Annotated in this window: 12 protein-coding genes; 2 read left to right on the top strand and 10 right to left on the bottom strand. The window is 46.9% G+C overall.

Features of this window, described 5'->3' with window-relative positions:
* Positions 1-29: 29 nt before the first annotated feature.
* On the bottom strand, positions 30-962 hold the full coding sequence (locus MHI12_RS29120; RefSeq protein ID WP_405171021.1) for a hypothetical protein: 933 nt from the start codon (positions 960-962) through the stop codon (positions 30-32).
* 191 nt (positions 963-1153) lie between these two features.
* Between MHI12_RS29120 and MHI12_RS29125 the strand changes: the two genes are divergently transcribed.
* A complete protein-coding gene (locus MHI12_RS29125; protein WP_074092719.1) occupies positions 1154-1330 on the top strand; it encodes a CsbD family protein in 177 nt (58 codons plus the stop codon).
* Positions 1331-1495: 165 nt separating this feature from the next.
* On the opposite strand, the gene MHI12_RS29130 is transcribed toward MHI12_RS29125, so the two are convergent.
* On the bottom strand, positions 1496-2497 hold the full coding sequence (locus tag MHI12_RS29130; protein ID WP_405171022.1) for an NAD-dependent epimerase/dehydratase family protein: 1002 nt from the start codon (positions 2495-2497) through the stop codon (positions 1496-1498).
* A gap of 152 nt (positions 2498-2649) precedes the next feature.
* Here MHI12_RS29130 and MHI12_RS29135 point away from each other — a divergent pair, with 152 nt between their 5' ends.
* Positions 2650-3168: a hypothetical protein gene (locus MHI12_RS29135; RefSeq protein ID WP_405171023.1), complete on the top strand. Its 519-nt coding sequence runs from the start codon at positions 2650-2652 to the stop codon at positions 3166-3168.
* A gap of 247 nt (positions 3169-3415) precedes the next feature.
* On the opposite strand, the gene MHI12_RS29140 is transcribed toward MHI12_RS29135, so the two are convergent.
* The 8 genes from MHI12_RS29140 to MHI12_RS29175 form a co-directional block, all read right to left on the bottom strand.
* The gene (locus MHI12_RS29140; protein ID WP_341009502.1) at positions 3416-4759 is read right to left on the bottom strand and encodes a DJ-1/PfpI family protein; all 1344 of its coding nucleotides are present in this window, start codon (positions 4757-4759) and stop codon (positions 3416-3418) included.
* 197 nt (positions 4760-4956) lie between these two features.
* Positions 4957-5640, bottom strand: a complete 684-nt coding sequence (locus MHI12_RS29145; RefSeq protein ID WP_405171024.1) for a response regulator transcription factor — start codon at positions 5638-5640, stop codon at positions 4957-4959.
* Entirely contained in the window at positions 5633-7081 is a 1449-nt protein-coding gene (locus tag MHI12_RS29150; protein WP_405171025.1) for an ATP-binding protein, read from the bottom strand. The genes MHI12_RS29145 and MHI12_RS29150 overlap by 8 nt, the downstream gene beginning before the upstream one ends.
* Positions 7082-7122: 41 nt before the next feature.
* On the bottom strand, positions 7123-7782 hold the full coding sequence (locus tag MHI12_RS29155) for a TVP38/TMEM64 family protein (RefSeq protein WP_405171026.1): 660 nt from the start codon (positions 7780-7782) through the stop codon (positions 7123-7125).
* Positions 7783-8050: 268 nt separating this feature from the next.
* Positions 8051-9691, bottom strand: a complete 1641-nt coding sequence (locus tag MHI12_RS29160) for an HNH endonuclease (RefSeq protein WP_405171027.1) — start codon at positions 9689-9691, stop codon at positions 8051-8053.
* A 383-nt stretch (positions 9692-10074) separates the two neighbouring features.
* Entirely contained in the window at positions 10075-11247 is a 1173-nt protein-coding gene (locus tag MHI12_RS29165; protein WP_341009505.1) for an acyltransferase, read from the bottom strand.
* 282 nt (positions 11248-11529) lie between these two features.
* Positions 11530-12876: a cryptochrome/photolyase family protein gene (locus MHI12_RS29170; protein WP_405171028.1), complete on the bottom strand. Its 1347-nt coding sequence runs from the start codon at positions 12874-12876 to the stop codon at positions 11530-11532.
* A 36-nt stretch (positions 12877-12912) separates the two neighbouring features.
* Positions 12913-14268 carry a response regulator gene (locus MHI12_RS29175; RefSeq protein ID WP_405171029.1) on the bottom strand — a complete coding sequence of 452 codons (1356 nt, stop codon included), beginning with the start codon at positions 14266-14268 and terminating at the stop codon, positions 12913-12915.
* Positions 14269-14298 lie beyond the last annotated feature (30 nt).

Genomic DNA, 14298 nt, shown 5'->3' on the forward strand with positions numbered 1-14298 from the left:
CCCTTTCTTATAGCGCCGCTTCACTTTCATTACTCCATCTTCAAAATAGAAGCTTCGATCATGGCTTCCGTCTCCGCGAGTGCCACCATGATTGTCGCAGCAGCCTCCCAGTTCCGAGAGACCAGACGGGATTGGCATTCGCCGAATTGGCGGGATTGTGCATATTTCAAAGCAGAAAGGTCAGGATGGATTGTTTTAAAAAACAGACCATAATCATGGGCACGACGCGCGCCTACTGGCAGAGCAAAATACACATAATGAGCCCACTCATTACCATCGATTGCTCCAGCACGAACCTGTTCCGCCTTATGCAGAATGGCTGAAGCTCCGGTTCGTCCTTCCTGTGCAGCAATATCATGGGTCTGTTCTGTAAGGGTTGATTTGAACCAAGTAAAAGCCCGGCGGTTAATCTCCTCCAGATCAGGATGTTCAATGCGTTCAGGACTCCACCATCTTCGATACACACCGCTACTCCATGGGAATTCAAACTTCCATGCTTCCTCAAGTTTATCCAGTGTCAGGAAGACATTGGGGAATCCGGCCGGGTCATGCAGGCATATTTCATCGCCCTTCATATTGAGCGCCACTACATAATGATCGCAACCACCCAGGTTGGGAGAGTTGGGATTGTAGACGAGTTTGCCCATATCCAGCGGACCCATCATGACAGGACCCTGCTTCAAAGCCTCTCTTAGCTCATCTACAGGCATCTCTGTACCCCGTGCTTGCACACTTTCGCGCACACTAAATCCCAGAATGCTCATCGCCTTGCTGATGGCCAGATCAGGACTAGATGTACAGTCATCAAAAAACAGAAGGTCTTCCTGCGTGCGGAAAGCTCCCAGGGAAAAGCCACCTATAGCTTCAAGGACACTCGGGTCAACCTTTTCTCCAATGGACGACAGAAGCATTGAAGCTGAATTAGCATAACAATACGCACCATTGCCAATATAATTGCCCATATCATAACATCCTCTCATTCCTTTAATGAAGCACGCGATTAAGCAATGCCTATACTTATAAGGACTCTTCGTACAGATCATTTCTGACAGAATATTCAGAACAAATTTCTGACCGCCATGAAATATGAACGTTTAGAATGCGGACATCCCGGTTAATAAGGACTACACCAGAAACGAAGGAGATGTTCGATATGAGTAATTCAACTGGCGATAAAATCAAAGCAGGCGTAAATAAAGCCAAAGGCGAAGTGAAGGATCAGATCGGTAATGCAACCAACAACAGATCCCTTCAGGCTGAGGGTAAAAAAGACAAAGCCAAAGGTGCTGTACAGGATAAAATTGCCGACATTAAAAAAGATCATCACTAGATCCTTTTAATGTGAGGTCCAACAGCACGATCATTTCGTGCAATAGATCGTTATGAACTAGCCTAACTGTCCGTGTTCGGATGAAATCTGAAAATGAGACGGAGGCGCAAAAAAGCCAAGGAAGGTGTTACTCAATACACCCTTCCCTGGCTTTTTTTGTGCGTTCTATACTGCTGGAACTGCGTATCTTGCCATATCGATAATGAAACTGCGCGTTTCCCTTGTTGTATGGTATTCACTACTGAACTGTCTGACCCATTCGGGATGTTCCCGATACCAACGGAAGGTTTTATCCAATCCCTTTTCCAATGTGGTTTGTGGTAACCATCCCAATTCCGCTCGCAATCTGCCTGAATGTACGACCAGACTGGACCCCCTGGACTGGGTTGGTTCTTGCTCCCGAATCTCTACAGCAGCTACGGATCGATCCATCGGTTTAAGTATCTCCCCGATCTCCTGCATGGTTGTTCCAAGCCCTGTTGATATGTTGTAAACCTGTCCGTCTTTGCCTTTCAGCATGATCTGTTCAATGGCCCGGAGGGCATCATCTACATACAAGAAATCACGTACTGCCGATCCCTGGATATCAAGAGGTAGTCCATCCAGCATTCGACCGAAGTTTCGGGGAATAATACGGTCTGGCAATTGCCATGGACCATAGAGGTTAGTCAAACGAAAGAGTTTAACTGGAAGCTGGTAACATTGAGCATAGGAGTGAGCCAGCATTTCACAGGCAACTTTGGATGCGGAATAAGGTGAGACAGGTGCATACGGATCTGATTCGTGATAGACTCTGCCCCAATCACCGCCATACACTTCAACGGATGAAGCCAGCAAGACTGGAATGTGATGTTCGGTCGCATATTGCAGAATAGCCTGTGTGCTGAGTGTATTATTGCGGAAAACTTCCCCTGGCTGATGATACGAATAATCCACGTGTGGCATGGCTGCCAGATGAATAATGTAATCTGTTCCTGGAGGCAGATGAATCCGGTCCAATGCAAGGTCACAACAGATGAACGGCATCTCATGCAGAGGAGAGATATGAACCAGCCTCTGACAATAATCATCCCGATCCAGAAGGGTAATTTGATGCCCCTTTTGCGCCAAATACTGCGAAAGATTAAATCCCACAAATCCAGAAGCCCCTGTAATCACAATGTTCACACACGATTCCCCCTTGCGATTTATACAACGAGTGCATTGAAGAGAGTATATGTACTGAGTATAACCTTAAAATGATACATTTTGTATCATTTTACAATTGTTTTTTGTTCGTCTTTGAGTTTATCGGGTAATTTAAAGTGAGGTGATGTGAGATGAATGAACGGAAAAAGGACATAGAGACTTTATTCTTTCAGGATGACGGTGTAATTCCTAATCATCCGACCCTACCTGTGCTTTTGTATAAGAACGTATGGGCTGAAGAGGCCCTTCACGCAGAATCGTTGCTGAACCGTAATGGATGGGGAAATAGCTGGTTGAATGGTGTGTTCAATTATCATCATTATCATAGTAATGCTCATGAGGCTCTTGCTGTGGTGAGTGGATTCGTGAAACTGATTTTAGGCGGAGAAAATGGACAGAAAGTTTACCTTCAGACAGGCGACGTTGTCGTGCTTCCCGCTGTAACAGGGCATAAACGTCTGGAGTCCAGCACTGATTTTCGTATTGCCGGTGCTTATCCGGGCGGCATGAGTTACAACACACGCACAGGTGAGGAAGACGATCGTGCCAAGGCTCTTCAGGAAATTCGAAAGGTTCCGATCCCGGATACCGATCCCGTCTATGGGCAGCACGGACCGCTACTAGAAATCTGGAATGGGAAGAAATTATAACCGACATATGGAGAGAAAAAAGAACTTTATTACACAATGCACAGGAGAAATTGGTCGAGTATTCAAGCATGGACAAATAGACTGTTCCCCGGACAAGTAGGAGAACATGCCGGAGAACAGTCTATTTTAATTATCTATGCGCTTCAACCGTTAGTCGTTTAGTCCCTTCCAGTTCTCGGCAATATGTTGACTGCTCGAATATACGTGCGCTGCTCCCAGTTCGGTGTCAGTTCCCTTATCTTCTGCATTAAGTTTTAGATTTGAACAATCGGAATATAAATATCACAAGTAATAATGACAACAGTCCGATAAGCATAGGTTTAAAAATGTTGCCTAGGGATACAGGGCTTCCTGTCAAATGCATGTCTTCACCCCTGTACTCCAAACGTCTGGCAGCATATTTCGCCGTCAGAACATCCGTGTGTTTCGCCAAGTCCTCCAGGATCGGCTCCAAAACATAACGATTTGGGGCATCGGCATTCAGATAAACCAGTTCAGTATTTTCGCTTTTCTTATTCCAATGTTCGATAACGGTGCTGGCTAATCCTTTCACTTGCCCCCCTGCCAACAGCATTCGGTTCACTTCGGGCGCACTTGCAACATCGTACTCAGAGAAGAGATAGAGATGATGTTTCGTTAGAATCGGCTCATACGAATCAGCAATCGTGATCAAACGAGTCGTTCCGGTCGCTGGATAAGTATCAAATACCGTTATTAAGGAAAGCTCATCCATTCCTGGATACAGAAGCACACCTGTTTCTTCCTTCTTTTTAAAGGCATAGTTTAAATAGACATAGGTATCACTTAGCTGCATTTTATATTGTTCCATTTCAGGGTTGCCAACGAAATGATAGGTTGGATAGTGGATGCTCGCAGCCAGATTCTTCGCCGTGTCTTCACCAGCAAATTTGCTAATTACATAAAGCGATGCATCTATACCAGAGCTGAGACCAGATGAGTTAACGATATGACCCGAATCCACATATCTCATTCCACGAACCCAGTTCACCTCAGGATATTTTTTTTCGACCCCATTAATATCACCCCAGTGAGTTGTTGCAGATAACCCGTCCAAAAGACCTGTGCTCGCCAAATTTTCTGCTCCATTGCAGATGGACAATATGATTGTTTTCTCGCTTGAATGCTTTAATAGATAATCCCGTACCGCTTGATCTCCCTTGTCTGAGCCTGGAGGGATAAACGGAATGACAATCACATCCGGTTCCTTCTTCAGCATCTCATCAAGCTCTGCATAAGAATAATGAGGCATAACTTTAAGCCCTCCCGTTAGGGTAGTTGGCTGTTTATCAGGGGCTATGGCATACACATTAAAAGCCCCTGAGGCTGCGAACAATTGGTACGGAGCCATGAAGTCGATGGCCTCGGTTTTCTCAGCACCTAGCATGACAGCCACCGTTGGTTTTTGTGCATCATATGCAGGAGGCTCTGCATTTCTAGCGATCTGTTCCGCTGACGACTGTACGGTAAATTGGCCAGCCCTTGGCAAGCTGCTAATATTGACTAACCCCACCACAACAGGTGGAAGAATAAAGGCCAAGAAATACACAACTATACGTACCATCTTCTTCATGTCTAACGACTCCTTTTGCATTCCCATTGGAAAATTTCTATACTCCCAATTCTAAATGCGCCATATTATCTAGCACTAAAGAAGGTCTTTTCAAAACATAAACATAGTTTAAATTTTGATAAACTTACTGATTGAAAAATAAAAAAAAGACTCCCAGCTCGTTTCGCTGAAAGTCTTGTTGAGACATTTAACATCTGTCAGGGCTTGGCTCGATATCCCGCTCCCCAGATGGTCTCTATGTATTGTGGATTGGAGCTATCAGCCTCAATTTTCTCTCGTAATTTTCGAATATGTACCGCAACGGTGTTATGATCCCCCAGCAACTCAGAGCCCCATATCCGGTCAAACAATTGCTCTTTGCTATACACCCGGTTTGGATTGGCTACCAAAAAGGCCAGAAGATCAAATTCCTTTGTCGTAAACTGGACTTCTGTTTCATTCACGAACACTCTTCTCGCTGTTCTATTAATCCGCAGACCCCCGAGGCTTATTTCCTCATGTTGCTGCTTACCTAGAAAACGCTCATATCGAGAAAGATGTGCCTTCACTCTGGCTACCATTTCGCTGGGACTAAACGGTTTCGTAATATAGTCGTCAGCGCCCAGACCCAATCCACGAATTTTATCAATGTCCTCCGTTTTGGAGGAGACCAGAATAATCGGTATCTCTTTTTCACTGCGAATCTTTCGGCAAATCTCGAATCCGTCTACTTTGGGAAGCATGACATCCAGAATAACTAAGTCATAAAGCTCATTCAAGGCACGGGTTAACCCCTTATCGCCACTGTACTCCACATCGACCTGATACCCGTTTATCTCCAAATAGTCACGCTCCAGTTCGGCAATGCTCTTCTCATCCTCTATAATCAAGATTCTACTCATGTGGCATCACCATCCTCAGCCTGATCCATATCCTTGTGCCAACCCCAGCTTCACTGGCAGCCTGAACTTCGCCGCCATGCTCTTCAATGATTTGTTTGACGATTGCCAAACCTAATCCACTACCACCCGTCTCTGAGTTTCTCGACAGATCGGAACGATAAAATCGTTCAAATATATGAGGAAGCTCATCCTCTCGCATTCCCTGTCCGTTATCTTCGATCTGCAAATGAACCCATTCGCCTTCATCTTGTAAACGGATTTGAACGATTCCCTGCTCTTTATCCATATATTTCGCGGCATTATCCAGAATATTGCTGATGGCTCGTTTGAGCTTTTCGCGGTCCGCCTTAATCAAAACAGGCTCACTCGTAGACAACTCGAGTGTAAGGTTAATCCCTTTTTCCTTCAGGACAAATTGCATCTCTTCGGTACAATCTTCGAGAAATTTGTTAATGTTCACCTTTTCAAAATAAAACGGTAGTTTCCCCATATCCAGCTTCGATAACATAAACAACTCATCGATTAACTTGTCCATGTCTTTTGTTTTGGCATAGATTGTCCGGATGTATCGATCCATCTTATCCGGGTTATCCGCAACACCGTCCAGAATGCCTTCAACATAACCTTTAATACTGGCAATCGGCGTTTTTAAGTCATGCGATATGTTAGAGACCAGTTCCTTCCGATTCTCCTCATACTGCAGTTGAACTGCCTTGGAATGCTTCAGTTGTGCTCTCATCTCTTCGAAGGCTTGAAATAGTCCGCCGATTTCATCTTTTTGAAAATGTACAGTCGAATCAAGATCACCCTCTTTGATCTGATCGACAGCACGTCGCAATTTTTGTAGCGGGTTAACTGTGCTGCGAAATACAAAATAGGTAAGCACACCGTTGGTGAGCAAGATGATAGCTATCAATAGTAGGAGGGAAATCACTAAATATTTTCCCAGATATTCAGACAAAGGCCCTATATCGGTCACGATATATAGATGGCCTTCGCTCAGATCTTTGTATTGAAATGTATAGTTATTCGAGATATAAAAATAATCAACAAAGCTACCGGGCATTTCAATGGAATCAAATGCTTTTGCAACCTCTGTTTGATCCAAGGAAGGCGATGCATATACCAATTGATTGTTTTTTTGCAAAACGATGCTCATGTTAATTGGATTAAGCTGGCTTTCCCAACTATCGAGCAAAGAGGGATTAAGCAGTTGATCCGGATCGGTAGAGGCCTGCAACTTCATATCAGTGAAGACCTCTTTTTGCTCGGTCATAATGACCTTAAAAGGATTTTTGTTATCGCTAAAGTCAAGATGGTAGCGACCTATAAAATCACCAACAAAGGCATTTAAAATTAGGTATAACGTAATCGCCAAAAGAATCAAGGGTAGGAAAGACATCAGAATATAAGATAACAATATACGAGCACGAATCGTCATGACATCCCTCTATATCATTGAATTTATCAAACCATAAATATTTAAGAGGAAATCGATTTTCCAGAGGGTTGATTCAGATCATGTAGATCTTCTCCATCTGACGATGAACGGGTAAAGTGCCGCTCCAGTTTGCGGCTTGCCCACAGGGATATCGCAATAAACAGCAATACGCCTACCCAGCGTACAGGGTGCTCCAGAAATTGTTCCACATTGGAACCGATGTACGTAACAGAGAAAATCATGATCGCTTTACCACAGCCCACCGCAAGCAGGAAGGATAACAAGCGCATTCGTGCGATACCTGCTGCCACATTAATAATGACGAACGGACCTACCGGGAAGATACTTAGCAGGAAAACATAACCGAATGCATTCCTTCGAATCCATACCATGCTGCGTTGCACACGAGGTTTGCGCGCCCATCGCTCTACAAAAGCTGATTTCCCAATCTCCCGTACGATCAGGAACGTAACGGTACAACCGAGCACCATGCCGATCCATGAATATAAAAATCCTGCCCAAAGACCATATACCGCACCGTTCACGCCCACAATCAACAGCGTTGGAAGCGGTGGTACAAATGATTTCATAAACGTAAGCAAAATTCCCGGTAACGGGCCCAGGGAGCGAAACTTCTCCAGCCAGAAACGAATATTTTCTTCCGTAATATATGACATAATGTCCAATGCTGCCGGGGTCATCTGCATCCATCCAATCTATACAGTCTACGTTCTCAGGTTTGATGTTCACTATACATTTCATCATTCATATGGATGATGAAGCTTCTTAAGCAACTCCCTCCCAGTATAACGTACATCTTCGATGAACACCGTTGTCAATTTGAAGAAATTATTGCACAGCGAACTGACTTCCCACCCCAATCAAAATTAAATCAAAAAAGCACACCTCGACCTCTGTGGTCTTGGTGTGCTCTTCATATCAAAACCCCGATTCCATCTTCGGGGGCATTTATCCTTCTTCCAGCTGCGCTTCCTGCATCGCCAGTTCAATCAGTTCTGCCTGATGGGCAGCATTCCATTCGGGAATACCGGAACGCATGAACTCTTCGGCATCCATCGCTGCTTTGGACTGGTTGCACAGATTACAGGCGCAGACACAGTTGAGCGGAGTGGTATGTCCACCTTTGGCACGCGGCAGCAGATGGTCAATCGTATCTCCATACGATCCACAGAAGTAACAGGTGTAGTGATCCCGGGTCAGAATATACCGCTTGAAATCCTTGTTGCTGAACAATCGGCGAATCGTGTACCGATTGACCACCACAGCGGCTTTTTCCTTCACCAGCGTGACCGCAAGCTCCATGTCCACTTCCTGATGCCAGCGTCTGCCTTTGTCCGTCTTACCTCGCATCCGTACCATGCCTTGCCGGTTGGTCCGGAGCGAAGCCGGATCTTCCGGGTCGATAGCGACCGGGGCCGACGGCGTCTGGCGGCGGGGGCGGCCATCCGTGCCAGCCCCGTGGCTACGGCTGGCATGCGCGGGTCGCTGCCCAGATGCAACACGGGCAGCGTCTTCGCCGCTCGCCTTGGGCGCACGCTCCTTGCGCGCCTGGCGCGGCTTGGACCCTGGCGAGCCAGGCTGGCGCACGGGCGCAGGAGGCCCTGCCTCCGCAGCAGCCCCCGGCGCTTGCCCAGGCTCGCGCCCGGTGGCGGCAGGCTGTGCCTCCGCCGCCGAAGGTGCAGCGACCGTGGTGGCATCGCCACGGTCGCTCAGTGCCGGCGCATGGGCCTCAGCAGCTACGCTGCGGGCCTGCCCTGCGCCGGGCGCGAGCGCGGCAGCACGCTTGCGGCGCCGCTTGCGCTTGCGTTTGGCTGCGGTCGGTTGATCCGCAGCCATGGGCTCTGCTGCCGGGCCTTGCGGCTCAGCCGGCAGCAGAGCTTGGTGGGCCGCCGCAGCTTGCTCGGCGGCCTGCATAGCAGCGGCTGCTCGCGCGCCAGCCCGCTGTGCAGTGCCTTTTTCATTCGCAGCAGCATGCCCCTGCGAATGCCCTTCTTCGCCACGCCAGCGCTCGCCTGGCTGTGGATCATCTCCTACCTCACCTGCCGAGCCATCCTGCTTCAGACTCGTCTCTCTCAGCTCATTGCCCGTTATGCTCTCTGAACGCTTGCTCTTCCTCCGTCTTCTCCTTTTCTTCCGAATACCCGAAGAAGAGGGTGAGGAAGTCACCAAGTCAGCACGTTCATCGTCATTCGAAGATGACGATTCTACTGAAGGTTGAGACACCAGACTTCTGTCAGACTCAGCCAACGTAGCAGATCCCTGCTCTATACCATGGGAGGTACGACCTGCCTCATTTCTCGCAGATGCAGAGGGGCTGGCAGGAACAGCATGTGTATCCAAGCCATCCCGTTGACGCTCCATCCGCTCATTCGTTCGTCCGACACTTGAACCTGACTCGTGGTCAGCCTGTCCACCAAGCTGGCGACAGCTGCGGCAGGCTCCACGCCTGGCTCCGGGACCTGCCCGCTTTCCGGTTCTGCGCCGGAATTCGGACATTGGCCGCTGTTGTCCGCAATACATACACGTTTTGCTCAGTCGCGCTTCTTGTTCCGTCTTTCCTTGCCGGAAAGGGGCTGGACCCGTCTCCATGTTGTCACCTCGGTTCCGTATGAATCCGGTTTCTTTCTATTGTATCACATCTGCTCGTGAACACCCTCATGGCCATAGGCCTGATAATCTTTCGAGTTGTACTCCTGTGTCTGTTCACTGCATTCGTGAAGAATGTGTTCCACATATTCCAATATATCCTGCATCGGTCTCCCGCATTTTTCGCATGTTGTCATTATATTCACCTTAATCCTGTTATCCATAATGTATTATCGTTCCGCCTTATGATTACCCCTCATACATGAAAAAGAAACACTCGTTCCCCACATCCAGCATATCTGTATAGACGAAAAAAACCGCTCCCTGCTCTTCCCTAAGGTCGACCAAGAAACGGTTTATTATTCCTGTGTTGGAAATACATCTTATCAAACGTCCAGTTGGCCGGAGTTCTGTTGTGGGACCAGTCGTGGTTTGGGTTTTGGCAGATTGCCAAAGATGACCCATGCATATGGAACAAACCTTGCCGTCAATCCAACGACGATCCACGAAGCGATCAGAGCTACACCGAATCCTCCGGCATACCACAGATGCACTAACCAGGAAACACCTGTTTGCGGCGGAAATTCACGATACACCAGCAGGAAGAAGGGATGGATCAGATAGATCCCGAACGACAATGCCCCAAGCCGATTCAGCGGCTTGACGATGAGTGAAGGCCCTTTGCGATAGAGCAGATAGGCAATCTGGATAAGCACCAGCGCACAAGCAAAGGTATGCACATTCCAGAAGAATTCATACCACAGTGTGTTATATGTTGCGATCTTCAGACGCAGCAGGTAATAGATATACACATGGCCAAGTCCGGCAATGATCCATACCGCCCAGAGCAGAATCCATGAAGCTACACGTCCTTTGGTTGCATTGGCCCGACTGATGACAAACCATTGCTTGATTTTAGGGAAATATACCCCGATAAAAGCACCCAGCATGAAATAAGAGAAGTATGAGAACGCCCAGCTTCCCTTGTTGGGTACCTGGAATCCATATTTATTACTTACGATGAATGCCCATTGAATCAATAGTCCAATCGGAACAGACCATTTCACCACAGCAGGATATTTCTTAAGCAACCATAACACCAATGGGAATAATAGGTAAAATTGCATGTTAATAAATACAAAGTACAGATGTGTATAGGCCTTACCTGTAAACAATTTCGTGATAAAACTTACTGCCGATTCGCCGAAAGGTCGGCCCTGATAATGCGTGAAATGCAGCAACACAAAATACATTAATGAAAACAGAAAATACGGAAGCAAAATATACACAAATCTTTTCTTGTAGAAGTTACTCACGAGTTTCTTATCCAGTGGACGGGAATAATAGTTATAAAACAGCACAAAACTGCTCATAAAAATAAAGGTTGGCGTACCATATTTCATAAAGATATTAATAAAGTTGTACAGCCAGTAGTAGCCTGAACCCGTCATGTCCACCGTCGCATAGGACGTGGAATGCACGCACAGTACGCCGATAATTGCCATGGCACGCACCAGATTCAGCTCTGGAATTCTCTCTCTTTTCAGTGTTTCACTCATGTTTACGTTTCTCCTTAATGTGTTCGTCAATATGTCAGATATGACTTAATACAATAAAGCTCTCTATCTATTAAAAGCCATAATGCTTAAGATGGATAGTCTATTTTCTTAACAATTCCTAAATTTTCAACACATTTCACACTATTTTCATGTCTATATATGTAAAAAAGACCGCGAGTACGCGGTCTGTGGAACATCCTGCTCTCAACCAAATGAATATTGGATCAACCGGATGAGAATGGTAATTTTGGGTTTGGGCATGCATCCCGCTCCTGACTGAGTCTACTTCGCACGACTCGCCAGAATCTGTTTATACACGTCGATAGCTGCCTGTCTCGATGCCTTCAGATCGACAATGGCATCCTTGCGCGGCTGATGGATGTCCTTGCTATGCAGATCCTTCAATTCAGGCAACCACTTGCGAATATAATCACCTTGCGGATCATACTTCTCGGATTGTGTTACCGGATTGTTCACACGAAAATACGGAGCCGCATTCTCACCAAGCGAGGCACACCATAACCAGTTACCACGGTTTTGAATGTTATCATAGTCACGCAGCTTGCGCCTGAAATAAGCTTCGCCCAAGGTGAATGGGCATTGCAGGTTTTTGGTGAGAAACATCGCCGTGAGAATCCGCAGCCGGTTTGGCATATGTCCGGTTTCATTCAGTTCCGTCATCGCTGCATCAATAATCGGAATGCCTGTCTCCGCCTTGCACCACCGTTCAAAGTGATCATCATGGAGAGCCGAGAGATCGTACACCTTTTCATATGTAAAATAGTGACTCTCATAGACCGCACGATACAGATAGAAGTCGCGGAAGCACAACTGCCTGATCCATTCCCCCGCTTCTGCCGTGCGACTCGCCGCATCATACATTTTGCGAATGGATACAGCCCCCACAGCCACGTAAGAACTGAGATGGCTTGGTTCGTAGGCCTCATATTCATCCCGATGATCCCCATATTCAGCAATTCGATCCGACAAAAATTGATCCAACAGCAGATGCGGGTCCTCGTCATTCGAACCACTGCCCTCCAGCAACTCCGGAGGTACCTGCATTGCATCCGGCCATTCAATCTGACGATCACTCACCTTCAACTCTGCAACCGTTGTTGCCGAAGGAGGGTTGGGATGTTCATTCATGAATTCCACCCAACGCCGATGAAAAGCCGCAAATACCTTATATGGCTCCGACTTGCCTATAAAATTGGCAAATCCATTCAGATCCATCAGCAGATGATCCGTCAGTTGTGTGAACGAAACCTCGTGCGCCTCACTGACTTTGCGTATGGCCCTATCCCGCTCGATTGCATATGGCGTCATGTCCCGATGGACCACAATCTCGTTAATCTCACCTTTGAATTCGTTCAGGATGAATTCAACCACTTCAGCCGGTTTGCCATAAGCAACATGCAGTTTTCGTTTGGCTTCAAGATACTGTCTGCCTAAATCCGCTGCGTGCTGCCTGAAATTCACACCGCTGTGTTCCTTCTCTCGGCCTTGCCGCAGGAGGAATGAATCGCAGATGAGAACATGCACACTCTCTTCTTGATGTTCCCGCAAATAATCGAATGCGGCCAAATCATCCGTACGCAAATCTTTGCGGTGTATGAATAGCTTCATGCCTCACCCTCCTGTCTGAACTTACGTTACATGCGTTTATTGGTCCGTCAGGTTCTGATATAACCTGCTTGTTTCGGGCTCCGGCTGATACCCCAGATCCTCATTTAATGTCAATGTAAATGAATGATATAAACGAAGTATGCCTTGCTGATCATCCATAGATGCATACACTTCCATCATGAGTCGGCAGATCTCTTCCGAATAAGGCTCCCGTTCCTGTAATATCGTTAATTGCTCAATCGCTTCCTTGCCGTGACCATGCTCCATGTCCCATTTCGCGATATCCATAACCAGCGCTGTATACTTGCGTCTGAGTTCCCTTGCTTTGGCCTGTGCCCAACGATAATCATGTTCTTCCAGATAATCACCACGATAAAGCGGAATCATATGCCTCAAGTCATCAACATTGTCTGATGTGATGACGTTGTAGACCATGGATTTTTCGAATTGATCCACATCACTTACCAGATTTCCTGATAACAGACGATAGCGGTTCATATTGTACTCCAGCTTGCCTGTCATGTTCCATTCCTTAAGCAGCTTTCGAATCTGGTACACGGAAGTATGTAGATGGGTTAATCCCTTTTCCTGGGAAACATCACCCCATAGCTTATCCAGCAGAATCTCCTTGCTTACCCATTCTTCCCTGTGATGAAACAAAAAAGCAAACAATTCCTGTGATTTGGTTGTGCGCCACTTATGTTTCTTGGCACCCTGATCCAAACTTCTGTAGATATCCAGATGTTTGAACGTTAGCAGCCCCGGAACTTCAGTATCCAAATCCACTGGAACGGGTTCCGATCCCTGTACCTCGGCGGTGGCTGCAACTTGGGAATGATGCGACATTATGCCCGCGATTCGATCAACGGTTTTGGCCAATCGGGTCGAGCTTACCGGTTTCAGTACATAATCCAGTGCATGCAGCTCGAATGCTTCCACTGCATGGTCCGCATAAGCTGTCACAAAGATAATACGAATACTCTGATCCAATTGCTGTATATATTCAGCCGCTTCCAGGCCATTCATCTCCGGCATTCCAATGTCCAAAAATACAACATCTACACGTTCGTTTGCCAGAAAATGCAGACCATCACGAGCTGTTGAAAAACATTGCACGGGTGTAATTCGTCCGTCCGTTCGTAGTAGTCGCTCCAGATGAAGCTGCGCTGGCTTCTCATCATCAATCACAATGGCTCTCACCGTTCTTTCAGCCTCCTGCCATGAAAGATTCAATAGGAATACCGATTTTATCGGCATCCGCTTATTAGGGCGTGTCTCAAAACTCTGAAGTGCATCTTTTACCGCCTTTTCGCCCCCTGCTGCGTCACTTTCCCTTGACGTGCCACGGCACGCCTGCGTAAAACTTCCTGGCTTGGAACGAAAATTCGGCAAAATCTGCTTCCTTCGGAGTTTTCAGACACC

Source organism: Paenibacillus sp. FSL H8-0280 (assembly GCF_045040665.1).
GTDB lineage: Bacteria > Bacillota > Bacilli > Paenibacillales > Paenibacillaceae > Paenibacillus > Paenibacillus xylanexedens_A.

What these genes read in the sequence shown, in the direction of transcription:
- MHI12_RS29120 (WP_405171021.1), bottom strand. Translation starts at nt 962, where the DNA reads ATGGGCAATTATATTGGCAATGGTGCGTATTGTTATGCTAATTCAGCT.
- MHI12_RS29125 (WP_074092719.1), top strand. Translation starts at nt 1,154, where the DNA reads ATGAGTAATTCAACTGGCGATAAAATCAAAGCAGGCGTAAATAAAGCC.
- MHI12_RS29135 (WP_405171023.1), top strand. Translation starts at nt 2,650, where the DNA reads ATGAATGAACGGAAAAAGGACATAGAGACTTTATTCTTTCAGGATGAC.
- MHI12_RS29140 (WP_341009502.1), bottom strand. Translation starts at nt 4,759, where the DNA reads ATGAAGAAGATGGTACGTATAGTTGTGTATTTCTTGGCCTTTATTCTT.
- MHI12_RS29145 (WP_405171024.1), bottom strand. Translation starts at nt 5,640, where the DNA reads ATGAGTAGAATCTTGATTATAGAGGATGAGAAGAGCATTGCCGAACTG.
- MHI12_RS29150 (WP_405171025.1), bottom strand. Translation starts at nt 7,081, where the DNA reads ATGACGATTCGTGCTCGTATATTGTTATCTTATATTCTGATGTCTTTC.
- MHI12_RS29155 (WP_405171026.1), bottom strand. Translation starts at nt 7,782, where the DNA reads ATGACCCCGGCAGCATTGGACATTATGTCATATATTACGGAAGAAAAT.
- MHI12_RS29160 (WP_405171027.1), bottom strand. Translation starts at nt 9,691, where the DNA reads ATGGAGACGGGTCCAGCCCCTTTCCGGCAAGGAAAGACGGAACAAGAA.
- MHI12_RS29165 (WP_341009505.1), bottom strand. Translation starts at nt 11,247, where the DNA reads ATGAGTGAAACACTGAAAAGAGAGAGAATTCCAGAGCTGAATCTGGTG.
- MHI12_RS29170 (WP_405171028.1), bottom strand. Translation starts at nt 12,876, where the DNA reads ATGAAGCTATTCATACACCGCAAAGATTTGCGTACGGATGATTTGGCC.